Here is a 26,806-nt window from a genome sequence, read left to right as displayed (position 1 = left end):
CCCCGGGATCGGTCACACGGCCATCGGCGGAGCGCCCGGCGGCGGAGGAGGCAGCGGAGCGCCCGGCGGCGGAGGAGGCAACGGAGCACCGGGCGGCGGAGGCAGCAAAGCGCCGGGCGGCGGCGGAGGCAGCGGAGCACCGGGCGGCGGGGGAGGCAACGGCACGTTGATCGGCGGCTGCGCCGGGACCGGAGCCTCCGGCGGAGCGGGCAGGAACATCCGGTTGGTGAACTGCGCTTGGTGCGCGCCGCCGCCCCCGACCTTGACGCCACCACCCTCACCGGAGGACACCGGCGTGCCGTCGGGCAGCGTGACCGCCGCGTGACCGCTGTTCCAGCCGATCACCAGCGCGCCTGGTTCCGACCCGTGCTGGAAGCCGCGGGCGAGCAGTTCGCTTTCCATGTTCGAGGTGGTGAACCGATCGCCGTACACGGGTCGCCCGGTCGCCGCATTGCTGACCCAGGAGGCCAGACCGGAGCAGTCGGTCCCCGCGGGGCTGTCGCCGCCCGAGACGTAGGGCGTGCCCGAAACCGAGTTGACCAGTGACATCAACGTGACTAGAGCAAACATGCCGACGGACGGTAGCAGAGCCCTTCGGGCCGCCCAAAACCTGTGGGCGCGTTCACGTTTGACGGTTTCTATGGCCCAGGACACTAAATTCTCAGCACCGCGACGTGCACGTTTGCGCGCGAAGGCGGGCCGGAGGCGGTGACCGTCGAACTCCGAAGGGCATGGCGATACCTGCGCCGAACTCGGCGAACGCAGCACAGGCCGTCACTTTCGGCAAAACACGCGGCCAAGCAACCGAGGCGTCACCGAGGCAACGCGACTCATTCCGTTGACGGGCAACCATCCGGTTGCATATGGTGGCTGATGCAACCGCCCGGTTGCCTGACGGAGACGTGGCGATGGACGAGGTGTTCAAGGCGCTCGCCGATCCGAGCCGTCGCCGTCTGCTCGACGCCCTGAACCTGCGCGACGGGCAGACGCTGCGGGAGTTGTCCGCGGGACTGGACATGACGCGCCAGTCGGTGACCAAGCATCTCGCCGTCCTCGAGGCGGCCGGCCTCGTCACGGCGGTGCGACGGGGCCGGGAAAAACTCCACCACCTCGACGCCCAACCGATCAACGCGCTCTTCGACCGCTGGATCCGTCAGTACGACCGCACGCGCGTGGCGCCGACGAGGTTCGACACGGCGCCGCAGGCCCCGCCGACGCCCGACGGCCAGGCGTTCGTCTACACCACCTATATCCGGACCACACCGGAGCGGTTGTGGCAGGCGATCACGGGGCCGTCGTTCTCGGGGCACTACATGGGCCATGCCATGGTGTCGACCTGGCAGAAGGGTGCGATCTACACGTGGGTCGACGGCGATCGCGAACTCGACGACCCCGGTCAGGTGATCCTCGAGGCGGACCCCTACCAGCGGCTGGCCTTCACGTTTCCCGCCGCCGTCCCGTCGATGACCGACGCGCCGGCCGAAACGGTCGCGTCCGAGCCCCACTCACGGGTGGCGTTCGACATCCGCCCGATCGACGACCAGGTGGAGCTCACCGTCGTCCACGACGGTTTCCTCCCGAACAGCATTGTGCGACAGCACATTTCCCGAAGCTGGCCACGGAAGCTGGCCGATCTCAAGAGCGGGCTGGAGCACCGCTAGGCGCTCAGGCGGCCGGTTCGGCGACGATCCTGGCGACTTCCGCGGCGACCGCCAGACTCGCGGGATCGTCGGAGGGCTCATAGCGGTCGGCGCCGGCGTCGTAGCGGGCACCCACGATGTTCGCGTGGTCGGCCGCCAGCTCGATGTACTGCACGCGCCAACCGGCGACGCCCATCTCGGCGGTGAAGTCCCGGCTCACGCTCGCCGGGACGACGTCATCGGCGCCGCCGTGGACCAGGGTGACGGGCACGCGTGCGCCGGCTGCCGGACGGGGGGTCAACGGTTCGCCGGACAGGGGATCGGGCGCCATGAACGCGCCGGCCAGGCAGACCGTACGCGTGATGCGCAGCCCGTACTCGGCGGCCCGGAACGTGAGACCGACGGCGGCCGCGCCGCCCAGTGACCAGCCGACGACCACCAGACCGTCCGCCGCGCCACTCCGGCCCGCGGCGAACCGGGCCGAGTTGAGCAGATCCGAGCGGCCGCTGTCGTCGGCGTGCGAATTCCAGTCGGGTGCCACCACCGCGAGGCCGAGCTCGGCGACGCGTTCACCCAGCGGCCGCACCGCCGCCCGGGAATCGGTCTGCATACCGTGCCAGAGCAACACCACCGGGGCGTCCTCCTCGCCGTACAGGTCGAGCGATCGGCCGGGGGCGTATTCGAGGGTCTCCACGGACCGCCTCAGCCCTGCGGCAACCGGACGACCTGGACGAAGAACTCGTCGATCTGCCGGACCGCGTTCATGAACTGGTCGAGGTCCACCGGTTTGGTGACATAGGCGTTGGCGTGCAGCTTGTAGCTGCGCAGGATGTCCTCCTCGGCCGAGGAGGTGGTGAGCACGACGACCGGGATGTGACTGAGGTCGGGATCGGATTTCACCGTCTCGAGGAGCTGACGGCCGTCGTACTTCGGCAGGTTCAGGTCCAGCAGGATCAGATCGGGCCGCGGGGCGTTCTCGTACCCGCTGCGGCGGTAGAGGAAGTCGAGACCCTCCTGCCCGTCGTGGGCGACGTGCAGCGTGTTGCTGATCTTGTTGTGTTCGAACGCCTCGCGGGTGATCAGTTCGTCGCCCGGGTCGTCCTCGATCAGCAGGACGTCGATCGGCCTCGTGGAGGGTGTCATCATTGGGCTCCTTCCAGAACCACTTCGGGTTGTTCGTGGACGGCGACCGGAAGGGTCATGCGGAACCGGGTGCCTTCGGTGTAGCTGTTGTCGATCCAGATGGTGCCGCCGTGATACTCGACGATCTTCTTGCACAACGCCAGCCCGATGCCGGTGCCGCTGTAGGCGTCGCGACCGTGCAGTCGCTGGAAGATGACGAACACCTTCTGGGAGAACTCCTCGGCGATGCCGATGCCGTTGTCCGACACGGTGAACAGCCACTGTCCGTCCCGGTCGTCGGTCCCGCGCTCACATTCGATCACGATCCGGGGTGTGGTGTCGGGTTTGCGGAACTTCACCGCGTTACCGATCAGGTTCTGCCAGAGCATCGCCAGCAGTGTCGGATCGCCCAGCACCTCGGGCAACGGCTCCTCGGGGCGCACGATCACGGCGCCGGACTCCTCGATCGCGGTGTCGAGGTTCGACAGCGCAGTGTCGAGCGCCTCGTCGAGTTCGACGTCGGTGTGCGCGGCGCTGAGGCGTCCGACACGCGAGAAGGTCAACAGGTCGTTGATGAGCACCTGCATGCGTTTCGCGCCGTCGACGGCGTACTTGATGTACTCGACGCCGCGTTCGTCGAGCTGGTCGCCGTAACGCTTCTCGAGCAGCTGACAGAACGAGGCGACCTTGCGCAGCGGCTCCTGCAGATCGTGCGACGCGACGTAGGCGAACTGCTCGAGTTCGGCGTTCGACCGCCGCAACTCGACGGTCTGCTCGTCGAGTTGTTCGCGCGCGGCCCGCGACGCCTCGAGTTCCTCCACGATGCGCTGTCGCATGTCCTCGACGTCCGAGGCCATGCTCCGCATATCGCGGGGGCCGCCGGCGACGATCCGTTCCTCGAAGTGACCTTCGGTGATGCGGCGGCAGGAGGCGGCCAGCGCCGACAGCGGGCGAACCAGAGCACTGCGCGCCAGGATCGCCAGCAGCAGCGCGGTCACGAAGAAGGTGATGATGATGCCGGCGAGCACCCGGTCGCGCCACCCGCGCACCTGCTCGAGTTCCTTCACCCCGGCGGTGCGCGCGGCGGCGAGGTCGACGTTCTGCACGTGGAAGAGCGCGCGGATGTTGTCGAAACCCTCTTTGCCGCGCTGGACGAGGTCCTCGCCGACCACGCCGGGGCTGCCCGGGGTGACGCTGCGGATGAACGGCTCGGCGTACTCCGCGCGCCATTCGGCGGTGGCCTGCTCGACCGCGTCCAGATCGGCGATCAAATTGGGATGGTCGCCGACGTGCCGGCGGATCTCCTCGGCCGCTTCGCGTTCGGTCTGCTGACCCTCGAAGTAGGGCTCGAGGAACTGCTTGTCGGCGGCGATCGCGAAACCCCGCACGGCGGTCTCCTGATCGCGCAGGGCGGCCTGCAGCCGGTAGGCCGCCACCCGTGACGGCTGGATCGATTCGATCAGCTCGCGCGACACCGCGTCGGTGCGGTTCATCAGGATCGCACCGGCGAACGCGCCGACCAGCACGAGCATGCCCATGACGGCCAGCACGACGTTCAACCAGCCCTGCACCGTCAACTGGCGTCCCCGCCGGCGGGCGGGAGCCGTCACGTGGTGCGCTCCACGCGGACTACCGCGATGTCGTCGGTCAATCCGCCGTGCGGCCGGGCGCGGTCCTCGGCGCGGTCGATCAGGGTCTCGACGAAGTCGGGGCCAGCCAGCCCCGCCATCGTCTGGGCCAGCCGCAGCAGCCCCTCCTCGCCGAGGCGCTCGTTGCCCTCACCGGAGTGCCCCTCGAACAGCCCGTCGGTGAGCAGCAGCAGGCCGTGGCCGGCGGGCAGTTCCAGTTCGGTCAGCGGCCACGCCGACCCGCCGAGTCCGAGCGCGGGTCCCGCGGGCGGTTCCAGCCAGTTCACGCTGTTGCCGGCGCGGTCGTGCAGGAGCATCCCCGGGTGCCCGGCGCGGACGGCGGTGAAGCTGCGGTCGCTGGGAGAGAAGGCCAGGCTCATCACGGTGGCGAAGATGCCGGGCCCCGGCCGCTCGGCACGCAGGATCCGCTCGAGCTGCTGCATGCGCTGGTTGCCGCGCAGGCCCGCGAAGGTCAGCGCGCGCCATCCGATCCTCAGCGCCACCCCGAGCGCGGCTTCATCGGGTCCGTGGCCGGACACGTCGCCGACCATGACGTGCACGGTCCGGTCGGGGGTCTGGACGAAGTCGTAGAAGTCGCCACCGAGCAGCGCGTTGGGCCGGCTCGGCCGGTACTTGGCGACGATGTCGACACCCGGATTCTCCAGCAGCAGCGGCGACGGCAGCAGCCCGCGTTCCAGCCGGGCGTTCTCCTGCGCACGCAGATGGCTGGCGTGCAGGTCGACAGCGGTGAGCTCGGAGCGTTTCCGCTCGATCGCGTACAGCAGCGAACGCCGCAGCATCTCCGATTCGACACGCCCCTTGACGAGGTAGTCCTGTGCGCCGGACGCGACCGCCGACACGCCGTAGCGGTCGTCGACGTTGCCGGTGAGGACCACGATCGGGAGGGTGGGATCGAGGTCGCAGATCCTGTCCACGGCGTCGGTGCCGTTGGCGTCGGGCAGGTTGAGATCCAGCAGCACACAATCCGGGCGGGAGGCCCGGATCTCGCGGGCGGCGTGCGCCATGGATTCGGCCCATCGCAGCCGGATGTCGGCGACCGCGTCGACGATCAACTCCTCGACGAGCAACGCGTCACCACGGTCGTCCTCCACGAGGAGCACCGTCAACGTGTCGAACTGCGTCATGGGAGCAACGGCTGAATCAGGCACAGGCCTCAGTTCTGAGTCATGCGGCGCGAGCATCGACAAATAAGTCCTTCACATTCATCACCGCGGCCGCGCTGACCTCTTCTTCAGTGATAGCCCCCTGACAATACCCAAGGTCGCCGTCGACGGCGTCCATCCCGGCCCTCCGACAACCGGGCGAGCGCTCACACCGGGGTAGCGTCGGCGCGGAGATGGTGGTGTCATTCCTGCGAATCCGGCCCGGCGCCGGCCGGCGCCGGGCGAGGTCGCTGGCCGTCGCCGCTGTCGCCGCGACGCTCGTCGGGTGCGGCGCAGGCCCGTCCACGCAGGACGAACCCGCACCACCGTCCTCGACGCCCACAGCCGCGCCCCCGACCACGATGACGACCAGGACGACGCCCTCCACGACGACGACGACCACGTCCGCGCTGCCGCCCCCTCCGGCCGTCACCACCGTCACCGCCGCCGATCTGGGTACGACGTGGCGTCCGGGCTGCCCCCTGGGCCCGGAACGGCTCCGGCGGGTCGAGCTCAACCACCTCGGCTTCGACGGTCGCACCCACCGCGGCGCGCTCGTCGTCCACGACGAACTGGTGCCGCAGGTCATCGAGGTCTTCGACGTCCTGTACCGCATGGGTTATCCGATCGACAAGATGCGCACCGTCGACGCGTACCCGGGCGCCGACGACGAGTTGTCGATGGCCGACAACAACACTTCGGCGTTCAACTGCCGTGGCATACCGGGGTCGCAGAGCTGGTCGTACCACGCCTACGGCCGGGCAATCGACCTCAACCCGTTGCTCAACCCCTACATCGGTCGCAGCGGTGCGGTGGAACCCGCCAACGCCGGGCCCTACGTCGACCGCAACCGGACCGATCCGGGCATTCTGCACGCCGGTGACCCGGCGGTTCTCGCCTTCACCGACCGCGGTTGGCGCTGGGGCGGGCACTGGCAGACGCCGAAGGACTACCAGCACTTCGAACAGCGGTGAAGGATCCCGTCCGCTGAGTTGGCATCAGCGCCATGGGTTTCGGACGCGCACAGCGCTCCGGCTCGCTGCTACCCTGCCTAACGCCGCCCGGTGAACGCACGGGCGGCGTACGAAACCAGCCAGGACGAAACAGCAGACTCCCTCACGAAAAGAGTGTTGTGCGAAGCGGAGAGATCAGGGCCCTTTCGGGTCTGCGCATCGTCGCCGCGGTATGGGTCGTCCTGTTCCACTTCCGGCCGCTGTTGGCGCAGGCCGCACCGGATTTCACCGCCGCACTGTCGCCGCTGCTGGACTCCGGCGCGCAGGGCGTCGACCTGTTCTTCATCCTCAGCGGTTTCGTGCTGACGTGGAACTACCTCGACCGCATGGGCCAGTCCTGGTCCACCCGAACCACTTTGCGGTTCCTCTGGTTGCGGCTGGCCCGGGTGTGGCCGGTCTACCTGGTCACCATGCACCTGGCCGCGGCGTGGATCATCTTCACCCGCAACGTCGGCCACGTTCCGTCGCCTGCGGTCGACCAGCTCACCGCCACCAGCTATCTGCGTCAGCTGCTGCTCGTGCAGTTGTGGTCCGAGCCCTACTTCGACGGCACCAGCTGGGACGGTCCGGCCTGGTCGATCAGCGCGGAGTGGTTGGCATATCTGCTGTTCGGCGTGCTGATCCTGGTGATCTTCCGGGTCGCACGGGTGTCGCGGGCGCGCGTCCTGGTGTGGCTGGCGATCGCGGTGCCGCTGCCGCCGACCCTGCTGTTGCTCGCGACCGGCGAGTTCTACACACCCTGGAGTTGGTTGCCGCGCATCCTGATGCAGTTCGCCGCGGGCGCCCTCGCCTGTGCCGCGGTCCGCAAGCTGCGACCCACCGCCCGGACGCGTCGCGCGTTCGGCTGGCTGTCCGCGCTGATCGGGACCGCGATCGTCGCCGGCCTGTACTACCTCGACGCCCATCCACCGGCGTCCGTCCGGGACGCCGGCGGCCTGGTGGACGTCCTGTTCGTCCCGCTGGTGGTGGCGCTGGCGGTGGGGGCGGGGACGCTGCCGCGGCTGCTGTCCACCCGCGTCATGGTCTACTGCGGCCACATCTCGTTCGGGTTGTACATGGTCCACGAGTTGGTGCACACCGCATGGAACTGGGCGGTGGTCCAGTTCGAGATCACCCTCACGCCGGGGTGGTCCGGCGGTGCGGTGGTCGCGGGCCTCATCGGCGTCGCGGTCCTCGGCGCGGCCGCGCTCTACCACGGCGTCGAGGAGCCGGCCCGGCTGTGGATGCGCAGGATGGTCGACGTCAGGGACTCGACACGCAGCACCGTCGGCGGCCGGGCCGCGCCGTCACCGGAACTCGAGCGCGAGGAGCGCGCCGACCACGTGCCTGTGCGGGTCGGATGACGCGATTTCGTGACAATCGGGCGAGCGCGTCGCGGAACGCCGGCGGCTTCGCCCACACTTACCCTTTCAGTCATCGTGAGGTGCGGCGTCTCGGTGCCGTCGACTGTGGAGGTAAACGGTGAGTCGCCTGGTCACGCTGGTGGTGTCCGTTGCGCTGCTGGTGGGACTGGTGGTCGCCCGGCCGCTGCCGCAGCGCAGCGACGAGATGGTGACGTTGCAGTTCGCCGGCAGCCGCGTCGCGGTCGTCGGGGACTCGTACACCACAGGCAGCACCGAGGGCGGCGAGGGGCCGAGGGGCTGGACGACGCGGGCGTGGCAGCTGCTGGCGGGTCAGGGGCTGCCGGTGCGCGCCGACGTGGCGGCCGAAGGGGGCGCCGGGTACGGGGCGCGCGGCAACCGGGGCAGCGTCTTCGAGGATCTCACCGCCCGCGCGGTCAAGGCCGACGATCACCTCGTGGTGTTCTACGGGTCGCGCAACGACCAGAACGTCGAGCCCACACTGCTGTCCATCATGGTCTACGGGGTCTTCCAACTCGCCCGCCGCACCGCACCCGAGGCCCGGTTCCTGGTGATCGGACCGCCCTGGCCGACCGCCGATCCGCCGCCGGCCATCCTTCGCATCCGCGACACCCTGCGGTACCAGTCGGGCCTGGCCGACGCGACGTTCGTCGACCCGATCGCGGAGCGGTGGTTCGTCGACGACCCCGGGCTCATCGGCGCCGACGGCGTCCACCCGACCGACGCGGGGCACGTGTACATGGCCGACAAGATCGCGCCGTTGATCGCCACCCAGTTGACCCGACGGGTGTGAGCCCGGCGTTCAGTCCTGCACCGCCTTGGCCACCGCGACGCACACGGTGAGCCACGCGGGGTCGGGACGCGCCGCCCGCTGCAGTTCCCACACCGCGTTGTGCACCATCCGCACGACGATCCAGGCGCGCGCCCGGTCCTCGTCGAAACCGGCGGCGTCGACGATGGCGTGGAAGCGGCGGCGCACCCCGTCGCGGACGTCGCCGGCCAGTTCGTCCCAGCGGTTCCACAGCATCGGCGCGACCTCGAAGTGCGGGTCGCCGTCGAGCGGTTTCGGGTCGATGACCACCCACGAATCCGCACCGCCGGCCAGCACGTTCCCGTAGTGCAGATCGGTGTGGACGAGGATGCCGCGACTGGCGGGGTCGATCATCAGGTCCCGGCCCAGGGTGAGTGCCTGCTCGACCAGTCGGCGCGGCAGCGGGGTGTTGCGGGGCAGCACCGCGAGTTCAGCGGTGCGTGACTCCAACCACGTTGTGAGCGTTCGCAGTTGGGGGAGGGCCGGGACGTGGATGCGGCGGTACAGGTCGCAGACGACGGCGCAGGCCTCGACGTCGGAGACGGTGCCCAGGTCTCGGTCGTCGAGCCGTTCGAGCAGGAGCGCACGGCGGTGCGGCTGGGCGCTGAGCAGGCGCACCGCGCCGTGACCGGCCCATCGGCGCAGCGCGAGGTGCTCGTGTTCGGACTCGTCGTCGGGGAACCCCATCTTGAGCACCGCGGGCCGCCCACGCGGCGTACGGACCGGCAGGACAAGCGATGTCGTGCCGTGCGTCGGCGCACCGTCGACGCGCAGTTCCCACTCCCGCAGCTGGGTCTGCGCCTGACCGGGCAGCGTCTCGACCCAGTGCGTCCACTCCGGTCCGCGGTCCGCCATCGCCAGTACCGCGGCGGGCAGGTCGATCACGTCACCAGACGCGGGACACCCCGCGAACCGGGGTGCGGTTCGCGGGGTGTCCCTGTCGAAGTGAGGCGATGACCGCCGGTCAGGCCTTCTCGAGGTCGAACCGGTCGTTGTTCATGACCTTGACCCAGGCCGCCACGAAGTCCTCGACGAACTTGCCCTTGCTGTCGTCCTGGGCGTACACCTCGGCCACGGCGCGCAGCACCGAGTTCGAGCCGAAGACCAAATCGTTCGCAGTTGCGGTCCACTTGATCTCACCGGTGGCGCGGTCGCGGCCCTCGTAGACGTTCTCGGTGTTCTCCGACGGCTTCCACGCGGTGTTCATGTCCAGCAGGTTGACGAAGAAGTCGTTCGTCAGCACACCCGGCGAGTCGGTGAACACACCGTGCTTGGTGCCGCCGTGGTTGACGTTGAGCACCCGCAGACCGCCGAGGAGTGCGGTCATCTCCGGTGCCGTGAGGTCCAGGAGGTAGGCCTTCTCCACCAGCAGCTTCTCGACCTGACCCTTCTCACCGGTCCGGAAGTAGTTGCGGAAGCCGTCGGCCTTGGTCTCCAGCACCGCGAACGACTCGACGTCGGTCTGCTCCTGCGAGGCGTCGGTGCGACCCGGCGCGAAGTGCACGTCGATCTCGTATCCGGCGTCCCTGGCGGCCTTTTCGACCGCGGCAGACCCGGCGAGCACGATCAGGTCGGCCAGCGAGATCTTCTTGCCGCCGGAGGCCGACGCGTTGAAGTCCTGCTGGATCTGCTCGAGCACCGGCAGCACCTTGGCCAGCTCGGCCGGCTCGTTGGCCTCCCAGTTGCGCTGCGGCTCGAGGCGCACCCGGGCACCGTTGGCGCCGCCGCGCTTGTCCGTGCCGCGGAAACTGGACGCCGAAGCCCATGCCGTCTTGATCAGCTGCTGGGTGGACAGACCCGAATCGAGCACCTTGGCCTTGAGGTTCTCGATGTCGGCATCGTCGACCAGTTCGTGGTCGACGGCCGGCACGGGGTCCTGCCAGATCTCGGGCTCGGCGACCCACGGACCCAGGTACCGGCTGATCGGCCCCATGTCGCGGTGCATCAGCTTGTACCAGGCCTTGGCGAACGCCGCGTCCATCTCTTCGGGGTGGTCGAGCCAGCGGCGGGTGATCTTGCCGTAGATGGGGTCGACCCGCATCGAGACGTCGGTGACGAGCATCGTGGGCTTGCGCGGCGGACCGCCGAACGGATCGGGGATGGTCGCCTCGGCGTCCTTGGCCTCGAACTGCCAGGCGCCGGCGGGGCTCTTGGTCAGCTCCCACTCGTTGCCGTACAGGATCTCCAAGTAGCGGTTGCTCCACCTCGAGTTCGAGCCGGTCCAGATGACCTCCAGACCGCTGGTGACGGTGTCGTTGCCGTTGCCGGAGCCGAACGGGCACTTCCAGCCCAGCCCCTGATCCTCGACCGGCGCACCCTCCGGCTCGGGTCCGACGTTCACGTCGGCGGCGCCGTGGGTCTTGCCCAGAGTGTGGCCACCGACGATCAGCGCCGCGGTCTCCTCGTCGTTCATCGCCATCCGGCCGAAGGTCTCGCGGATGTCGTGCGCGGCGGCCAGCGGATCCGGCTTGCCTTCGGGCCCTTCGGGATTGACGTAGATCAGGCCCATCGTGGTGGCGCCGAACGGTTCGGCGAGCTCACGCTTGTCCTCGTTGGTGCCGCCGTAGCGCTTGTCGGTGCCCAGCCAGGTGTCCTCCTGGCCCCAGAGCATCTCCTCGGGCTCCCAGATGTCCTCGCGGCCGAACGCGAAGCCGGCGGTCTTGAACCCGGACTGCTCGAGCGCGGCGTTGCCGGCGAAGGCGATCAGGTCGGCCCAGGAAATCTTGTTGCCGTACTTCTGCTTGATGGGCCACAGCAGCCGGCGGGCCTTGTCCAGGTTGGCGTTGTCGGGCCAGCTGTTGAGCGGGGCGAAGCGCTGGGAGCCCTGCCCGGCGCCGCCGCGGCCGTCGAAGATGCGGTAGGTGCCGGCCGCGTGCCAGCTCATCCGGATGAACAGACCGGCGTAGTTGCCGTAGTCAGCGGGCCACCAGTCCTGTGAGCTCTGGATGAGCGCGATGACGTCGCGCTTGAAGGCCTCGACGTCGAGTTGCGCGAACGCGTCGGCGTAGTTGAAGTCCTCGCCGAGGGGGTTGCCCTTCTCGTTCTGCTTGTGCAGCACGGACACGTCGACCTGTTCGGGCCACCAGTCCTTGTTGGTCAGCGGTGCGTGAACCTTCGGCTCGGGTGAGTCGATGATCGGGTTCTCGGACTCACTGTGGCTGTCGGTCTTGGTGTCTGAATGCGGGGGGCGGGCATCGGAGGTATCTGACGACACGGTGTTTCCCTTCATATTCCGTACATCATGTGGGTGATGGGGCTGTGATCACGGGTGTGATCAGGAACTGTTGGCGGTCGAACTCTCGGGAGCGCAGTCGGGGCACCGCCCCCAGTAGATGACTTCGGCCTCGTCGAGGACGAAACCGTCGAGAGCGTCGTGGTCGGCCGGCGTCAGGCAGGGCGCCTCGCCGACCGCGCAGTCCACGTCGGTGATCGTCCCGCACGAGCGGCACACCACGTGGTGGTGGTTGTCTCCGACGCGGGTTTCGTAGCGGGCGACCGAGCCCGACGGTTGGATCCGCCGGATCAGGCGCGCGCCGGTCAGGGCATGCAGGACGTCATAGACCGCCTGCCGCGAGACGTCCGGCAGGCTGGACCGGACGGTGGCGAAGATGGTCTCGGTGTCTGCGTGCGGGTGGGCGTGGACCGCTTCGAGCACAGCGACCCGAGGCCGGGTCACGCGCAGATCGGCGCCCCGCAACTGGTCTACGTACTCGGACGGCGACGGCACGACAGCCATATCACCCCCTTTTTTGGATTAAGTCAAGAGTTGGTCACGGGTGTTTCGCGCACGTACACCGATTCGTCACTGCGCCAAGCACATCCGTGGGGACGGGCTGCGCGGTTCGATCCCTCACTCCATTCGGCAGATGGCCGCGGCGGGTCGCCACTACTATCGCGGGGTGGCCAAACTCGAGCTGACCCGCGAGCTGTCTCTCGACCCGGACGACGCCTGGGCGCACGCGTCCAACCTCACAGAACTGGGGGACTGGCTCGTCATGCACGAGGGCTGGCGAAGCGAGCTGCCCGACGATCTCGTGGTGGGCACCACCATCGTCGGCGTGGCCGGCGCCAAGGGTATGCGCAACCGGGTGACCTGGACGATCAAGCATGTCGATCCGCCCAGGCTGCTCGAGGTCGACGGCAAGGGCGTCGGCGGCACCAGGTACGGCATGAGGATGGCGGTGCGCCCCACATCGTCGGGCTGCGCGTTCACCGTCACGCTCGAACTCGGCGGGGCGCCGCTGTTCGGCCCGATCGGCGCCGCGGCCGCTCGCGCGGTCAAGGGCGACATCGATCGGTCCATCCGCCGCTTCGAGGAGCTCTACGTCTGAGGGTCCGTCCGCGCTGCCGCGGGCGGACCACGCCGAGCTGTTGCGCCGCCGCGCGCTGACCGAGGACGCCGCGCGCCCGGAGGCGGTCGCCCGCAGGCACGAGGCGGGTGGGCGCACGGCGCGCGAGAACATCGCCGACCTGGTCGACGAGGGCTCCTTCATCGAGTACGGCCGGTTCGCGATCGCCGCCCAGCGCGCGCGCCGCGACCTCGACGACCTGATCGCCCGCACGCCCGCAGACGGTCTGGTCGCCGGGACGGCGCGGATCGACGGCGCCGCCTGTGCGGTCCTGTCGTACGACTACACCGTGCTGGCCGGGACCCAGGGTGCGCTGGGGCACCGCAAGAAGGACCGGCTCTTCGACCTGATCGAGCGGATGCGCCTGCCCACGGTGTTCTTCGCCGAAGGCGGCGGCGGCCGCCCCGGAGACACCGACCATCCCGTGGTGTCCTCGCTCGACGTCCGCGCGTTCAAGCTGTGGGCGGGCCTGTCGGGGCTCGTCCCGCGGATCGCGGTGGTCAAGGGGCGGTGCTTCGCGGGCAACGCGGTGATCGCGGGCTGCGCCGATCTGATCGTCGCGACGTCGGACACCTCCATCGGCATGGGTGGTCCGGCCATGATCGCCGGCGGCGGGCTCGGGGACGTGCCTCCCGACGCGGTCGGCCCCATCTCCACGCAGGCGCCCAACGGCGTGGTCGACGTGGTGGTGGACGACGAGGCGCAGGCCGTTGCCGTGGCCAGGACGCTGATCGGCTACTTCCGGGGGCCGGCCGCAGCGGGTGAAGCGCCCGACCAGAGTGTCCTGCGCACAGCGGTGCCCGAGCGCGCGCGACGGGCCTACGACGTCGCGCCGATCATCCGGACGCTGGCCGACGACGGTTCGGCCACGTTCCTTCGTGAACGCTTCGCCAGGGAGATGGTGACTGCGCTGATCCGCATCGAGGGCCGGCCCGTCGGTGTGCTGGCCAACGACACCCGCCACATGGCCGGCGCCATCACCGCGGCGGCGTCGGACAAGGCGGCGCGCTTCCTGCAACTCTGCGACGCCTTCGACATCCCGGTGCTCTCACTGGTCGACTGCCCGGGTTACATGGTGGGTCCGGCGGCCGAGGCAGAAGCCTTGGTACGCAGGGGTTCTCGACTCCTCGTCGCCGGTGCGGCGCTGCGGGTGCCGTTGATCGCGGTGATACTGCGCCGCGGATACGGCCTGGGCGCGCAGGCGATGACGGGCGGCGGGCTGCACGAACCGCTGCTGACGGTCGCGTGGCCCGGCGCCCATCTGGGTCCGATGGGGCTGGAAGGCGCTGTGCGCCTTGGTCTGCGCAAGGAACTCGAGGCGATCGCCGACGAGGCCGAACGCGAGGAGGCGGTGCGTCGGGCCACCGCCGCGGCACAGGACAACGCGAAGGCGCTCAACGCGGCCGCCGTGTTCGAGATCGACGACGTGATCGACCCGGCGCAGACCCGCAGCGTCATCGCCGGGACGCTGGCCGCCGCGTCGGCCGCGCCGCGCGAGCGGCTCCCGAGGCGGTTCGTCGACACCTGGTGATCGATCGTGGTTGACCGGCACCGCGCGGGGTAACTCCAACGCCGTGTCACAGACCACCGAATTGATCGTCACCGATCCCCGCACCGGCGAGACCGTCAGCCGGGTGCCCGTCACCGAGGCCCCGGCCTGCGCCGAGGCCGTCAAACGGGCGCGGGCGGCAGGGGGCGCCTGGGCCCGCACACCCGCCGCGGAGCGGGCCGCGGCGCTGACGGCGGCCGCCGCCGCCGTTCGCGAGGCCGCCGACGAACTCGCCGGGCTCAACGAACGCGAAACGGGGAAGCTGCGCGACGATTCGCTCGGCGGTGTCGAGGCGGGTGCGGGCACGCTGGTGCAGTACGCCGAACTCGGACCTCTACACCGCGGGCGCAGCCTGCACGGCCAGTGGACGGCGACCGACCTGATGGTCCCCGAACCGCGCGGCGTCGTCGCGGTCCTCACCCCGTGGAACGATCCGGTGGCGGTCGCCGCCGGACTGCTGGGCGCCGCGCTGGTGAGCGGGAACACCGTGGTGCACAAGCCCAGTGAGCGCTGCCCCGGGACCGGCAGGCGATTCGCCGAACTGCTCACCGCCCACCTGCCCGACGGCGTCCTGGAGATCGTCGACGGCGACGGATCAGTCGGCGCCCTGCTGGCGGGGGCCGAAGACGTCGACGTCGTCGCGCACGTGGGCAGCAGTGCCACGGGCCGTGCCATCGCGCGGGCCTGCGCGGACCGCGGTGCGAAGGTGATCCTCGAGAACGGCGGCAACGACGCGCTGATCGTCGACGCCGACGTGCCGCCGCGGTGGGCCGCGCACCAGGCCGCGATGGGCGCCTTCGCCAACGCCGGACAGATCTGCGTATCGGTGGAGCGCATCTATGTCGTCGACGCGGTCGCGGACGCCTTCGTCGACGCCCTGGTCGAGGAGGCCCGCGACTGGGCCGACCGCATCGGCCCCCTCGTCGACGAGCGGCAGCGCGACACCGTGCACCAGCACGTCACCGACGCCGTCGGAGCCGGCGCGCAGGTCCGCACCGGCGGTGAACCGGCGCCGGGTCCCGGGTCGTTCTACCCGCCGACCGTGCTCACCGACTGCACCCCCGACATGCTGGTGATGCGGGAGGAGACGTTCGGTCCGGTGGCGCCGGTGCGGGTCGTCCCCGACTTCGACACCGCGCTCGACGAGGCCGGCACGGATCGGTACGGGCTGGCGGCGACCGTGCTGACCAACGACATGGCGCACGCCCAGCACGCCTGGCGATCGCTGCCGGTCGGCACGGTGAAGATCAACGCCGCCTTCGGTGGGGCGCCCGGCGGTGCGTCGGAGCCTCGTCGCGCCAGCGGCAGCGGGTTCGGCTTCGGACCCGAACTCCTCGACGAGATGACGGCGATGAAGGTGGTGCACTGGTCACCCGCGCCCTCGGAATAAGCCCGCGTTTCTTCATTTTCGGCGGACCCAGACAGCAAAGTCGCTTGAGTAGGCACGGACCGGCATAACCCCGCTGACCTGCGTGATCCAGCCCATAATTCGACGTGGGAGTTAATTAGTCCTCGGCTGTTTCCGCTGATCAAAGCCGGTACCGCGAAAAATTATGTGTTGATCATGGCGTCGGCGGGGTACCCGGCTCGACACCACAGCCGGGCGTTTGCGGCTCGGTAGCAATGCTGACGAATCGAGCGGACGGAAGGTGAACGACATGACCACCGAAGGACTGACCCCCGAGGAGCTCTCCGCGGAGAGCGCCATCGCACTGCCCGACAAGGAAGTGGTGTCGATTCTCGACCTGAACGCCGATGTGGACGTCGCCATCGACGCGGCCTCGCCGATCGACCTCGCCGCGGCCGCGAACCTCAACGTCGCCGCGCCGATCGATGCCGCCGCCGGCGCCAACGTGCTCTCCTACGGTTCGGGCGCGCAGGCCGTCGTCGACCAGGGCGCGATGCTCAACCAGTATCTCGACGCCGACGCAACCGCCACCTCCAACCAGGTCAGCGGCATCGACCAGGGCGGCATGGACACCGACGGAGACGAGGTGCCGACCGACGGGACGGGGACCGACACCGGCACCGGCACCGGCGGCACGGGCACCACGGTGGACACCAGCCCGGCGGCCCTGCTCGACGGCAACCTGCTCAACGTCAATGTCAACGTCGACCTCGATGCGGACCTGGCTGCTCCAATCAGTGGCGCCGTCGCCGCCAACGCGAACGTCGCGGCGCCGATCAACGCCGGTGTGGCCGCCAACATCGGGTCCATCGACTCCGATGCGATCTCGATCGCGGAGCAGGACGCAATCATCAATCAGACGCTCGTCGGAGAGGCGACCGCGACGTCGAACCAGGATTCGACCATCTCGCAGGGTGACGACGGTACCGACACCGGCACCGACACCGGTACGGCCGACAGCGGCACCGAGTCGAGCACCAGTGGCACGGCCGGCACCTCCGGCACCGACTCCGGCGGCTCGAGCGATTCGGGCACCTCCGGCTCCGGCGGAGACAGCGGATCCGGCGGTGACAGCGGGGGTTCGACCGCGGCCTGAGCCGCCTGAGACGCGAGGGGAAGCACTCCTGTGACCACGATGGGCGCCGAGCCGACACAGGCTGGACTGCAGCGCGCCGACGGTGTCGAGCTGATCGGGGAGATGGTGGGATCCGGCTACCGGGTCCCACCCTCCCTGGTCCGCCGCGCCGACGGCCAGACGGTCCAGCTGACGCCGCTGCTCTACGCCGTGCTGCGGGCCGTCGACGGCCACCGGACCGCGGCCGAGGTGGCACAGGAGGTCTCGTCCTCGACCGGCCGAGCCGTCAGTGCGGACAACGTCGACCACTTCGTCGACAAACAGCTTCGGCCGCTCGGTCTGCTGGTGCGGGCGGACGGCGCGCAGCCCGAGCTGAAGAAGCGAGATCCGTTGCTGGGGTTGCGATTTCGGTATGCGGTGACCGACCCCGACCGCACCCGCCGGGTGACGGACCCGTTCCGGTCGCTCTTCAGACCGTGGGTGGTCGTCCCGGCGCTCGCGGCGTTCGCGGCCGTGTGCTGGTGGGTGTTCTTCGAGAAGGGCCTCGCGTCGGCGGCGCACGACGCCTTCGAGCGGCCGGGTCTGCTGATCCTGGTCTTCGTCGTCACGATCGTGTCGGCGGGCTTCCACGAATTCGGTCACGCCGCCGCCGCGCGCTACGGCGGAGCGACACCGGGCGTCATGGGTTTCGGCGTCTACCTCGTCTGGCCGGCGTTCTACACCGACGTCACCGATTCCTACCGGCTGGGCCGCGCCGGCCGCATCCGCACCGACCTCGGCGGCCTGTACTTCAACGCGCTCGTCGCGGTCGCGATCACCGGGCTGTGGCTGTGGATCGGTTACGACGCACTGCTTCTCATCGTGGCCACGCAGATCCTGCAGATGCTGCGCCAGCTCGCGCCGCTGGTGCGCTTCGACGGTTACCACGTACTCGCCGACGTGACCGGGGTGCCCGATCTCTACTCCCGCATCAAGCCGACCCTGCTGGGCGCGCTGCCGTGGCGGTGGGGTGATCCGCACGCCCGCCTCCTGAAGCCGTGGGCACGCATCGTCGTGACCCTCTGGGTGGTCCTGGTGGTTCCGCTTCTGCTCGCCACCCTGGTGCTCGCGGTGTGGACGCTGCCACGCCTGGTGGGCACCGCGTGGGCGAGCCTGAACAAACAACAGGACGTGCTGCTCACCGCGTGGGCCGACGGCGACATGATCCAGGCCGTCGCCCGGGTGCTGGCGATGATCGCGATCGTCATCCCGGTCGCGGGCGTGGTCTACATGCTGGTGCGCTTCGTGCGCCGCACCGCGGCGGGCGTGTGGAAGGGCACCGCCGGTAAACCGCTCATGCGGATGCTCGCGACGGTCGCCGGTGCGGCGATCTGCGCCGGTGTCGCGTACGCGTGGTGGCCGGACGAGGCGACCTACCGACCGATCCAGCCGTGGGAGCGCGGGACGATCGGCGACATCGTCTACGCGCTGAAGTCCAACGACCTGTCCGGGTCCGGGCCCGTCCGGCGCGAGGCCGACCCGCAACTCGTCTCCGCGCCGACGTTCGTCACGGGCCAGCAGGGTGTGCTGCAGGCCGTCTGGGACACCGACTTCGCGATGCCGACGCAGCAGTCACCGCAGCTGGCACTGATCATGGTGCCCCGCCAGGAGACCGACTTCACCGGCAGCAGCGGCAGCGCGGGCGTCTCGGGCGCCGGGACCGTGCCTGCGGGGAGCGCCACGGCTCCCGACGACGGCTGGGTCTTCCCGGTCGACCGGCCGCTCGCCCCGGAGCCGGGGGACAACCAGGCGCTCGCCGTCAACACGACGGACGGAACCGCCGTCTACGAAGCGGCTTTCGCGATGGTCTACGTCACCGACAACAGCGATGCGATGAACGTCAACGAGGCGCAGGCGTACGCCTCGTGCGATTCGTGCGCCGCGGTCGCGGTGGCCTATCAGGTCGTGTTCGTCATCGACAGCGACGCTGGCGACGACAACGTGGTGGCGCCCCAGAACCTGGCCGGCGCGCTGAACTACGAGTGCGCGAACTGTCTGACCTACGCCCTGGCCCGGCAGGTGTTCATCACGCTCGACGAACCGCTGTCGGAGAAGGCCACGAAGGAACTCGACGCGGTGTGGGCGGAGCTGGCCCAGTTCGAGAAGGACATCGAGGCCGGCAAGGTGCCTCCCGATCAGATCGAGGCGCGCCTCGACGGCTACACGACCCGCATCATGGCGATCGTCGAGAAGGATCAGCCGGGAACGATTCCGACGACCTCGAGCACATCCACGCCGCCGACCACGAGCACGAGCGTCGCGACGTCCACGACCGTCGCCCCGACGACGTCCGCGGTCGCGCCGACGACGTCCGGGACCACATCGGCACCGGCACCCTCGACGGCGGCCACGGCGGTGCAGAGCCCGACCGCGACGCAGTCGGCGACGGCGAGTTCGGCGGCGCCCACCACTGCGGCGGAGTCGCCGAGCAGCGCACCGTCGACGGCCGAGGAATCCACCTCGGACACATCCGTCGGCGACACCACCACCGGCGACACGTCGGGGACCACGTCGGGGACCACGTCGGGAGATACCGGAACCTCCGACGGGACCGCCACGACACCCTGACCGGGGTGCCGGGTCACTCCTCGTCGTGTCGGCCGAGCGCCGCGCGGATCATCGGCAGGAACCACCCGGACAGCGGCCACACCGCGGCGAGCGCGACCGCGCACAGCACGCTCACCGTGTTGAAGACGAGGCGGTCGCGCCGGCCCCGGTCGTCGTCGCCGAATTGCCGCCGCAGCAGCACCACGGTGGTCAGCAACCATCCGCCCAAGTAGAGGGCGATGAGCAGATACCTCATCACCCGCCGTTGTACCACCGCCGAGGACAACTCGCCCCCACGAGTTGCCGTCGGTCTCACGGTAAGCCCCTAGACTGACCGCCCGTGGGCATCGTCTTGGGTTTCGCGCCGTGGGTTGTGTACTGGATCCTGATGGGCAACGTGCCCTTCCTCGTCGCGGCCGTGGCGGCATCGGTGGTCGCCGTCGCCGCGTTGACGCTCGGCCCCGCGCGGCACGCCCCCGGCCGAGCGCTCGACATCGGTGCGGTGGCCACCTTCGCCGTCCTGACCGTGCTCACGCTCGTGTCGAGCGATTCGTTCGCCGAGCGCTGGTTCGCGCCGCTGAGCTTCGCCGGGATCTTCGTCACCGCGCTCGTCGGCGTGCTGATCAAACGTCCCTTCGTGCGCGAGTTCGCCGCGGCGGGGCAGCCCAAGGAGATCGTTGACACCGACCTGTTCGAACAGATCACCGTCCGGCTCACCTGGATCTGGGTGGGCGTGTTCGCGGCGATGGCGGTGTCGTCGGCCGTTCCGCCGCTGATCCGCAGCGACGCGTCGATCCTCGACACCGACACCCCGGTGACGTTCGTCTTCTACTGGCTCATCCCGTTCCTCCTCGTCGCCGCGGGCGCGCTCGCCTCGCGCGTACTGCCGGAGCGGATGACGGCCGGCGCGGGCGACATCACGAGGAAGACGACCTTCGTCGCCTACAGCGAGGCGGCGATCGACGAGTTGTATTACCTGGCCCAGGAACACGTCAACCGCGAGGTCGGGCCCGGACACGAGGCCTACGACGTGCGCGTCGGCGGTAAGGGCACCCCGCTGGTTGGTGACGAGTCCCGGCAGTCGTGGCCCGCGACCTATCGGGTGCGCGAACGGCGCCGCTGAACGGGCGTCAGTCCGCGGCAGGCGGGTCGGCGATGACCACCGGATCGCCGATGCGGATCGTGCCCGAGCGCAGGATCCGGCACGCCGAACCCGCGCGCCTGCGCAGCGCCGCGGCCGCGCCGGCCCCGATGTCGTCGTCGAGCAGCCGGCACGGCGCGAGGATGCGCACCACTTCGAGTTCGACCGCGCCGATGGTCACCCGGGTACCGGGCCGGGTGGGGATGTCGCCGGCGTCGACGGTGATGTTCCGCCGGGTCGCCCCGTAGTCGAAGTCGCGACCGAGGTCGCGGGCGGCGAGGTCGAGGAGTTCCGCGGACTGGAGTGAGACATGCCGGTGCCGGGTGCCGTGGTAGCGGTCACCGACCAGTCCCTTGCCCGCCTCCGCGACGACCTCGTCGACCGGCCGGACGGGCAGCCGACGGCCTTTGGCGATGTGCAGGGCGACCACGTTCACCGACGCGATTGTACGGAGTCTCGGCCCGAAACCCGCTGCGGTGCCGTAGGTTCGGGCACGTGCCGGACCTGATGAACCGCCAGATCGTGTTGCGCCGCCGCCCGGTGGGCCTGGTCGAGCCGGGGGACACGGAGCTCGTCGAGTCACCGGCGCCGGAGCCCGCCGACGGAGAGGCGCTGCTGCGCACCACGTACGTGGGCATCGACGCGGCGATCCGCACCTGGCTCAACGACCAGCGCGGCTACCTCCCCCCGGTGGGGCTCGGTGAGGTCATCCGTGCGGCGGGGATCGGGGAGGTCGTGAAGTCCCGGTGTGACGCCTTCACCGTCGGCGACGTCGTCACCACGCTGTCCGGATTCCAGGAGTACGTGATCATCCGCGACGATCTCTTCAGTACGCCGATCCCGGGGCGGGAGAAGGTCGACCAGCCGGCGGTGATGTCGGTGTACGGGCCGACCGGCGCGACCGCCTACTTCGGGATGACCGACATCGGGCGGCCGCGGCAGGGGGAGACCGTCGTCGTGTCGGCGGCGGCCGGAGCGACCGGTTCGGTGGCGGGTCAGATCGCGAAGATCGCCGGTGCGCGCGTGGTGGGCATCGCCGGGGGTCCGCAGAAGTGCCGCGCGGTGGTCGAGGACTTCGGATTCGACGCGTGCATCGACTACCGGTCCGAGGACCTGGCGGCGGCGCTGCGGGAGCACTGCCCCAAGGGTGTCGACGTGTACTTCGACAACGTCGGCGGGTCCGTCCTCGACGCGGTGCTCGGCCGGCTCGCCCAGAACGCCCGCGTGGTGCTGTGCGGGGTGATCTCGAGCTACCTCAGCGGGGAGCACCCCGGTCCGGCCAACTACGTCAACCTGCTGTCGCGGACCGCGCTGATGCAGGGGTTCAACGCACTCGACCAGTGGGGCCGGTTCGAAGAGGCGTTCGCCGCGCTGCACAGGTGGGACGAGCAGGGGCTGCTCGTCCACCGTGAGCACATCCTCGACGGGATCGGCTCATGCGTGGACGCGCTCAACGGGCTGTTCGCCGGGGCCAACATCGGCAAGATGCTCGTCAAGGTCGGGGAGCCGACCGTGATGGTCGATGAAAAGAGTTGAGCGGCAGGCAGTTCCGCCGAGCCAACCGGTCAGGTCCAGTACAGCGTCCGCGCGCCGGGCAGCGTCTCGGCGAGCTCGGATTCGAACCAGGACCGCAGCTCGGCCATGACGTCCTTCGGGTAGACGTACTTCGCCGAACCGTACTTGCCGAACTTGCGGGTCCGCGCCGCCTCGTCCATGTCGAGCTTGGTGCGCGGATACCACCTGGTCAGCACCTCTTTGCTGCCCGCGGTGAACCGGTGGGTGATGCACTCGACGGTGAGGTCGAGATCGTCGACGTCGCCGACGGCGTCCGCCACGTCGCGCAGCAGCGCGCCGTACTGCTCGCGCCACTGCGGGATCGGCATGATCGGCGCGATCGTGAGGCCGATGCGGTATCCGGCCTGAGCCAGCGCCCGCAGTGCGGCGAGCCGTCGCGGCAGTCGCGCCGTCCCGCCCTCGAAGCGGCCGGCGATCTCGTCGGCGTTCACCGACGCCCGGACCCGGGTGCGGCGGGCGTGCGGCAGGTCGAGTACCGGACCGACGTTGTCGTACTTCGTGGTGAAGCGCAGTCCGACCGGCCCTGACCACTCGTGGGTGCCGACATGCGCGATCGTCGCGGACAGCGAACCGGTCAGGTGTTCGAGCGCCAACGGGTCGGTGTAGCAGGACGCCTCGAACGTGGTGCCCTCGCCGGACCGTTCCGCCGACGACGACGTGATGGTGCCGCGCCCGACGTGGTCGTCCATCTCGGCGAGGATGTCGGGCAGGTTCGCATACACCCGGGTGATGGGTGGACCGGCCAGCGAACCGGCGAGGTAGCAGTACTGGCAGTGCCCGGGACACCCCTGCGCCAGATCGATGCGCCAGTCGGCGCTCGGCGGAATCGGCTGAAGGCGGCGCTTGCTCGGCGGGGCGACCACCACCGCGAGAGTCCGCTTGGCCAGCGCATAGGCGGCGCGGTCGGTGTCGGCCCCGAGGGAGGGCAGGCGGTCACCCGGCAGCACGGCGATGTCCCCGACGCCGGCGGCCTCGCACCGTGCGATGATCTCCGCGCCGTGGGGTAGGTCTGCCGCCGACCGGGTGACCAGCACGCGGGCCGGTGTCCACAGAGTCGGGGTCGGGGCGCTCGCGTCAGTGGTGGTCAACGTCATCGTCTGTGGTGCAACACCTGCGGATGGGCTGCGATTCCGCTCGGATCAGTCGAGGACGCCGGTCATCCTCAGCACCATCACGACCGCGATGGCGAGGAAGATCAGCGCGAACACCGCGACGGCCACGATCGTGGTGACGGACCCCGCGGTGATGCGGTGCCGGGGATTCTCTTCGACCTTCCCGACGCCCGACACCTGATCCGAGTCGGGCGGCGTCGCTCCCGGCGTCACCCCGCCACCGGGTTCGAGGTCCGGCGTCTGCGCCGGATCTGGGTCTGGCGGTATTGCTGTCATCGGTGCGTCGGCCTCCGTCATCGGGTTCGTGTCGGGTCATCGGGTTCGTGTCGGCCACCGCGTACCCCGTCCCCACCGGCTCACACGCATCACCCCGCTCGGTCACCGTTGTGTCTCACTCCTGCATCTCTTCGCCCCGGCAGGCCTTCGCAGATGGAAAGAGGCGTGTTACTGGAGGTACAAGTGATGCTGGTGGGAATTGCCCACCGTCGGGTCGGATCAGTCGAGAGGTGAAATGAGATGAGGCGCATCTACGCCGTCGTCATCTGTCTGGCGCTGTCGTTGGCGACAGCGGGCACCGCGAACGCGGAGCTCTTCCCACTTCCGACGCGTAACCAACAGGCCGTCGACCTGGTGATCGCCCGTGCGCTGTCGCAGCGTGGCGTCCCCTTCGCCTACGGCGGCGGCAACACCGCGGGTCCGACACTGGGCAACCCGGCAGGCCCCAGCGCTCCCGCGCCGGCCGCGCCGCCGCCGGGACTGATCCCGGTCGACGGGACCACCGGCGCCATCCCGGTCGCCGGCCTGCCCGGTGCGGCGCCGGCCCTCACGCTGCCCGAGCCGCCGAAGCCCCAGGTCGCCGGTTTCGACGCCTCGGGTCTGATGGTGTACGCCTTCGCCGGCGCCGGACTCAAGATCCCGCGGACCTCCGGCGACCAGTACCTGGTCGGCCGCAAGGTGCTGCCGTCGCAGGCGCTGCCCGGCGATCTGATCTTCTACGGCCCCAACGGAACCCAGAGCGTCGCCATGTTCATCGGCGGCGGGCAGATGGTCGAGGCGACCAGCCCCGTCGTGCAGGTCTCGCCGGTGCGCACCAATAACATGGCGCCGTATCTGGTGCGCTACATCGACTGAGCGTTCGCGAGCTCAGACGTACACCGCCTTGAGCGGCGACAGGTCGGTCTGCATGAGCACCACGTTGTAGTCACCCCACAGCGACATGTTCCAGTACAGGTTGTTCAGGTCCGGCTCGTTGTTCCCGTCCTTGAGATCGCCGGTCCCCGACCAGGGATGGATCATCGGCGCGTACAGACCCGGGTACTGCTTGGAGGTCGCGACGGTGACCGGCGCCGACCACGGACCCTCCGGAGTGTCGGCGGTCCGCAGGCGGATGTTGTTGTTGCCGTCGCCGTAGAGCACGACGTACTTGCCGAGGTATTCGTTGTACTGGACCGACATCTCGCTGACGTTGCCGCCGGTCTTGGCGCCGAACAGCCCGCCGAGGTAGCCGCCGAACACATTGGGATCGTTGGCCCAGTCGACGACGAAGCCGAACAGTCCCGTCGACCGCTTCGAGTCACCGATGATCGGCGCGGCGACCGCCGGCCGGTTGCGGACCCACGTCGAACCGTCCCAGTACTCGTACTTCGACAGATCGGTCACCGAACCCTCGGCCACGCGGGAGATGTAGGCCGAGCCGGCCCGGCCCGACGGAGTGCCGAACGCGTAGAGGTAGCGGACGCCGTCTTCGCCGACCTGGTCCTCGGGCTGCAGGACGTAGGCCGCCTGCTGGAAGTTCTGACTCCCCGGGACGTACCGCGTGGTCGACCGGAACCATCCCGCGGAGCGGATCGTCGACGGCGCCAGCACCCACTTGTCCGTGGCCGGGTCATACACCGAGATCGCCGAGTAGTTGGTGGTCCAGCGGCCCGGGGTGTCCCAGGACTTCACGGACATGAAGTTCACGAACTGCCTGCCGTCGATCTGGATGCCGGAGGTCGGGATCTGGGTGACCTCCGAGCCGAAGAGCCCGAGCCGGCCTTTGAAGGGGCCGATGAACCGTCCGGCGTATCCGGTCTGGACCAGTTGCAGGCCGTTGCTCAGGTTGTGGTCGGTGCTGATCAGCAGGACGTTGGACCGCCAGTCACCGGTCATGTTCGAGTTGGCGAAGGTGTCACCGAAGGCGACGTGCACGAAGCGCTCACCCAGGCGGACACCGCCGTCCCACATGATGCCGAGGTCGGTGCCGCCGATCCCGAAGTTGTTGGGCACCTTGCCCGTCACCCAGCCCTTGTTCACGGACGGCAGCGTGGTGGGGTAGGGGGTGACCGCCGCGGCGGCGACGATGTTCGACTGCGCGGGCGCGGTGGTGACCGGTCGGGTGAACGCGTGCTCGAACTCCCGGCGCGCCGAGGCCAGCAGTGCCCACAACGCCGGCGGGGGCGCGGGCGCGGCCGGGAGGTTGGCGATCAGGGGTGCCAGACCGACGGCCGCGAGCAGCGCGGAGAACGCCTTGGGAAGCTCCGGCGGTACCGACGGCAGCGACCGCGTCGACGGCGCGGCGGCCCTTGCCAACACCGGCGCGGCGGCGGGCATCGGCGAGTCCGTGCGCACGGCGTCGTCGGCCCGACCGCCGTCGAGCGGCGCGATCTCCGCGGGTTCCGCGGCCGGTTCGACCGGGGTCTCGGCGCTCCGGGGCTCCTCGACCACGACGTCGATCTCGGTCTCCACGGTGGCTTCGGCGGTGGTGTCGTCGGTCCGCTCGTCGTCGTCCGACGGTGGGGATTGTTGCGGCGTGCCGGTTGCGGTCTCGGCCTCGGTCTCAACGGGTTCGACGTCACCGAGTTCGACCTCCTCGGCGGGCGTCACGGGCTCGTCGTCGACGGTGGGCTCGGCATCGAGCTCGTCCTCGGCCGTGTCCTTGTCGAGGTCCTCGTCGACCTCGTCCTCGTCGAGTGCCGGCTCGTCATCCGACTCGTCGGCCGCCTCGCCCTCGTCGTCGGGGGCGGCCGTCTCCTGGTCGCTCTCGGACGCCGGGGACGGAGAATCCGACGCCGGGGAGGATGAGGATTCCGACGACGAGGACGACCCGCCCGTCTCCGCCGCGGCGACTCCGTTGCCCAGGGTCACGGCGGCGCCGACGCCCAGAGCCACGGCGAGAGCGCCGATCCGGCCCACGTGTGCGGCAGCGCTCGTCTTGGATCTCATCGACCATTTCCCCTTGTCGTCGGCGACCTCGATATCGACTGATCATCGCCGCCGCGCGCCGGAGTGTTT

Annotated in this window: 25 protein-coding genes; 12 read left to right on the top strand and 13 right to left on the bottom strand. The window is 69.7% G+C overall.

Annotated elements, in window-relative coordinates:
• Positions 1-12: 12 nt before the first annotated feature.
• On the bottom strand, positions 13-570 hold the full coding sequence (locus AU195_RS05055) for a hypothetical protein (protein WP_059157969.1): 558 nt from the start codon (positions 568-570) through the stop codon (positions 13-15).
• A gap of 338 nt (positions 571-908) precedes the next feature.
• Here AU195_RS05055 and AU195_RS05050 point away from each other — a divergent pair, with 338 nt between their 5' ends.
• Positions 909-1,661, top strand: coding sequence for an ArsR/SmtB family transcription factor (locus tag AU195_RS05050; protein ID WP_059157968.1), 753 nt, complete (start codon positions 909-911; stop codon positions 1,659-1,661).
• Positions 1,662-1,665: 4 nt separating this feature from the next.
• Here AU195_RS05050 and AU195_RS05045 read toward each other — a convergent pair whose 3' ends face one another.
• The 4 genes from AU195_RS05045 to AU195_RS05030 are packed head-to-tail and all read right to left on the bottom strand — an operon-like array spanning position 1,666 to position 5,592.
• On the bottom strand, positions 1,666-2,334 hold the full coding sequence (locus AU195_RS05045; protein ID WP_059157967.1) for an alpha/beta hydrolase family protein: 669 nt from the start codon (positions 2,332-2,334) through the stop codon (positions 1,666-1,668).
• Between the two features lie 8 nt (positions 2,335-2,342).
• Positions 2,343-2,783 (bottom strand): response regulator, encoded by a 441-nt coding sequence (locus tag AU195_RS05040; RefSeq protein ID WP_059158040.1) that lies wholly within the window; start codon positions 2,781-2,783, stop codon positions 2,343-2,345.
• The gene (locus AU195_RS05035) at positions 2,783-4,372 is read right to left on the bottom strand and encodes a sensor histidine kinase (protein WP_059157966.1); all 1,590 of its coding nucleotides are present in this window, start codon (positions 4,370-4,372) and stop codon (positions 2,783-2,785) included. Before AU195_RS05035 ends, AU195_RS05040 begins: the two co-directional genes overlap by 1 nt.
• Positions 4,369-5,592, bottom strand: a complete 1,224-nt coding sequence (locus tag AU195_RS05030) for a fused response regulator/phosphatase (RefSeq protein WP_082702967.1) — start codon at positions 5,590-5,592, stop codon at positions 4,369-4,371. Before AU195_RS05030 ends, AU195_RS05035 begins: the two co-directional genes overlap by 4 nt.
• 155 nt (positions 5,593-5,747) lie before the next feature.
• Between AU195_RS05030 and AU195_RS05025 the strand changes: the two genes are divergently transcribed.
• From AU195_RS05025 to AU195_RS05015, 3 genes are all read left to right on the top strand, one after another.
• Positions 5,748-6,527: a M15 family metallopeptidase gene (locus AU195_RS05025; RefSeq protein ID WP_059157964.1), complete on the top strand. Its 780-nt coding sequence runs from the start codon at positions 5,748-5,750 to the stop codon at positions 6,525-6,527.
• A 158-nt stretch (positions 6,528-6,685) separates the two neighbouring features.
• On the top strand, positions 6,686-7,909 hold the full coding sequence (locus AU195_RS05020) for an acyltransferase family protein (protein WP_059157963.1): 1,224 nt from the start codon (positions 6,686-6,688) through the stop codon (positions 7,907-7,909).
• A 118-nt stretch (positions 7,910-8,027) separates the two neighbouring features.
• Positions 8,028-8,720: an Rv0518 family GDSL lipase gene (locus tag AU195_RS05015; protein ID WP_059157962.1), complete on the top strand. Its 693-nt coding sequence runs from the start codon at positions 8,028-8,030 to the stop codon at positions 8,718-8,720.
• Between the two features lie 9 nt (positions 8,721-8,729).
• On the opposite strand, the gene AU195_RS05010 is transcribed toward AU195_RS05015, so the two are convergent.
• From AU195_RS05010 to AU195_RS05000, 3 genes are all read right to left on the bottom strand, one after another.
• On the bottom strand, positions 8,730-9,623 hold the full coding sequence (locus AU195_RS05010) for an aminoglycoside phosphotransferase family protein (RefSeq protein WP_059157961.1): 894 nt from the start codon (positions 9,621-9,623) through the stop codon (positions 8,730-8,732).
• 79 nt (positions 9,624-9,702) lie between these two features.
• Positions 9,703-11,952, bottom strand: coding sequence for a catalase/peroxidase HPI (gene katG / locus AU195_RS05005; RefSeq protein WP_059158039.1), 2,250 nt, complete (start codon positions 11,950-11,952; stop codon positions 9,703-9,705).
• Between the two features lie 60 nt (positions 11,953-12,012).
• The gene (locus AU195_RS05000) at positions 12,013-12,474 is read right to left on the bottom strand and encodes a Fur family transcriptional regulator (RefSeq protein ID WP_082702966.1); all 462 of its coding nucleotides are present in this window, start codon (positions 12,472-12,474) and stop codon (positions 12,013-12,015) included.
• A gap of 163 nt (positions 12,475-12,637) precedes the next feature.
• Here AU195_RS05000 and AU195_RS04995 point away from each other — a divergent pair, with 163 nt between their 5' ends.
• From AU195_RS04995 to AU195_RS04975, 5 genes are all read left to right on the top strand, one after another.
• Positions 12,638-13,069, top strand: a complete 432-nt coding sequence (locus AU195_RS04995) for a type II toxin-antitoxin system Rv0910 family toxin (protein ID WP_059158037.1) — start codon at positions 12,638-12,640, stop codon at positions 13,067-13,069.
• A 13-nt stretch (positions 13,070-13,082) separates the two neighbouring features.
• Positions 13,083-14,618 (top strand): acyl-CoA carboxylase subunit beta, encoded by a 1,536-nt coding sequence (locus tag AU195_RS04990; protein WP_172800478.1) that lies wholly within the window; start codon positions 13,083-13,085, stop codon positions 14,616-14,618.
• A 43-nt stretch (positions 14,619-14,661) separates the two neighbouring features.
• Positions 14,662-16,026: an aldehyde dehydrogenase family protein gene (locus AU195_RS04985; protein WP_286149136.1), complete on the top strand. Its 1,365-nt coding sequence runs from the start codon at positions 14,662-14,664 to the stop codon at positions 16,024-16,026.
• 268 nt (positions 16,027-16,294) lie between these two features.
• Entirely contained in the window at positions 16,295-17,140 is an 846-nt protein-coding gene (locus tag AU195_RS04980; protein WP_059158035.1) for a hypothetical protein, read from the top strand.
• Positions 17,141-17,179: 39 nt separating this feature from the next.
• The gene (locus tag AU195_RS04975; RefSeq protein ID WP_286149143.1) at positions 17,180-19,726 is read left to right on the top strand and encodes a M50 family metallopeptidase; all 2,547 of its coding nucleotides are present in this window, start codon (positions 17,180-17,182) and stop codon (positions 19,724-19,726) included.
• 13 nt (positions 19,727-19,739) lie between these two features.
• On the opposite strand, the gene AU195_RS04970 is transcribed toward AU195_RS04975, so the two are convergent.
• The gene (locus tag AU195_RS04970; protein ID WP_059157958.1) at positions 19,740-19,961 is read right to left on the bottom strand and encodes a hypothetical protein; all 222 of its coding nucleotides are present in this window, start codon (positions 19,959-19,961) and stop codon (positions 19,740-19,742) included.
• 84 nt (positions 19,962-20,045) lie between these two features.
• Between AU195_RS04970 and AU195_RS04965 the strand changes: the two genes are divergently transcribed.
• The gene (locus AU195_RS04965; RefSeq protein WP_059157957.1) at positions 20,046-20,828 is read left to right on the top strand and encodes a hypothetical protein; all 783 of its coding nucleotides are present in this window, start codon (positions 20,046-20,048) and stop codon (positions 20,826-20,828) included.
• A 7-nt stretch (positions 20,829-20,835) separates the two neighbouring features.
• On the opposite strand, the gene AU195_RS04960 is transcribed toward AU195_RS04965, so the two are convergent.
• Positions 20,836-21,282: an MOSC domain-containing protein gene (locus AU195_RS04960; protein ID WP_059157956.1), complete on the bottom strand. Its 447-nt coding sequence runs from the start codon at positions 21,280-21,282 to the stop codon at positions 20,836-20,838.
• Between the two features lie 59 nt (positions 21,283-21,341).
• On the opposite strand from AU195_RS04960, the gene AU195_RS04955 reads away from it, so the two are divergent.
• Entirely contained in the window at positions 21,342-22,382 is a 1,041-nt protein-coding gene (locus AU195_RS04955; protein ID WP_059157955.1) for an NADP-dependent oxidoreductase, read from the top strand.
• A gap of 29 nt (positions 22,383-22,411) precedes the next feature.
• Here the strand turns inward: AU195_RS04955 and AU195_RS04950 are convergent, their stop codons facing one another.
• Both AU195_RS04950 and AU195_RS04945 read right to left on the bottom strand, forming a co-directional pair.
• The gene (locus AU195_RS04950; RefSeq protein WP_216636378.1) at positions 22,412-23,509 is read right to left on the bottom strand and encodes a spore photoproduct lyase family protein; all 1,098 of its coding nucleotides are present in this window, start codon (positions 23,507-23,509) and stop codon (positions 22,412-22,414) included.
• A gap of 51 nt (positions 23,510-23,560) precedes the next feature.
• Positions 23,561-23,809, bottom strand: a complete 249-nt coding sequence (locus AU195_RS04945) for a DUF6480 family protein (protein ID WP_059158034.1) — start codon at positions 23,807-23,809, stop codon at positions 23,561-23,563.
• 240 nt (positions 23,810-24,049) lie between these two features.
• On the opposite strand from AU195_RS04945, the gene ripD reads away from it, so the two are divergent.
• Positions 24,050-24,664 carry an NlpC/P60 family peptidoglycan-binding protein RipD gene (gene ripD, locus AU195_RS04940; protein WP_059157953.1) on the top strand — a complete coding sequence of 205 codons (615 nt, stop codon included), beginning with the start codon at positions 24,050-24,052 and terminating at the stop codon, positions 24,662-24,664.
• Between the two features lie 12 nt (positions 24,665-24,676).
• Here the strand turns inward: ripD and AU195_RS04935 are convergent, their stop codons facing one another.
• On the bottom strand, positions 24,677-26,737 hold the full coding sequence (locus tag AU195_RS04935; protein WP_059157952.1) for a glycoside hydrolase family 183 protein: 2,061 nt from the start codon (positions 26,735-26,737) through the stop codon (positions 24,677-24,679).
• Positions 26,738-26,806: the final 69 nt, after the last annotated feature.

Origin of the sequence: Mycobacterium sp. IS-1496 (genome assembly GCF_001499995.1) — a bacterium.
In the GTDB taxonomy this organism is placed as follows: domain Bacteria; phylum Actinomycetota; class Actinomycetes; order Mycobacteriales; family Mycobacteriaceae; genus Mycobacterium.
Note: the sequence above shows the minus strand (reverse complement) of the source record. Positions and strands in the feature narration are given on the sequence as shown.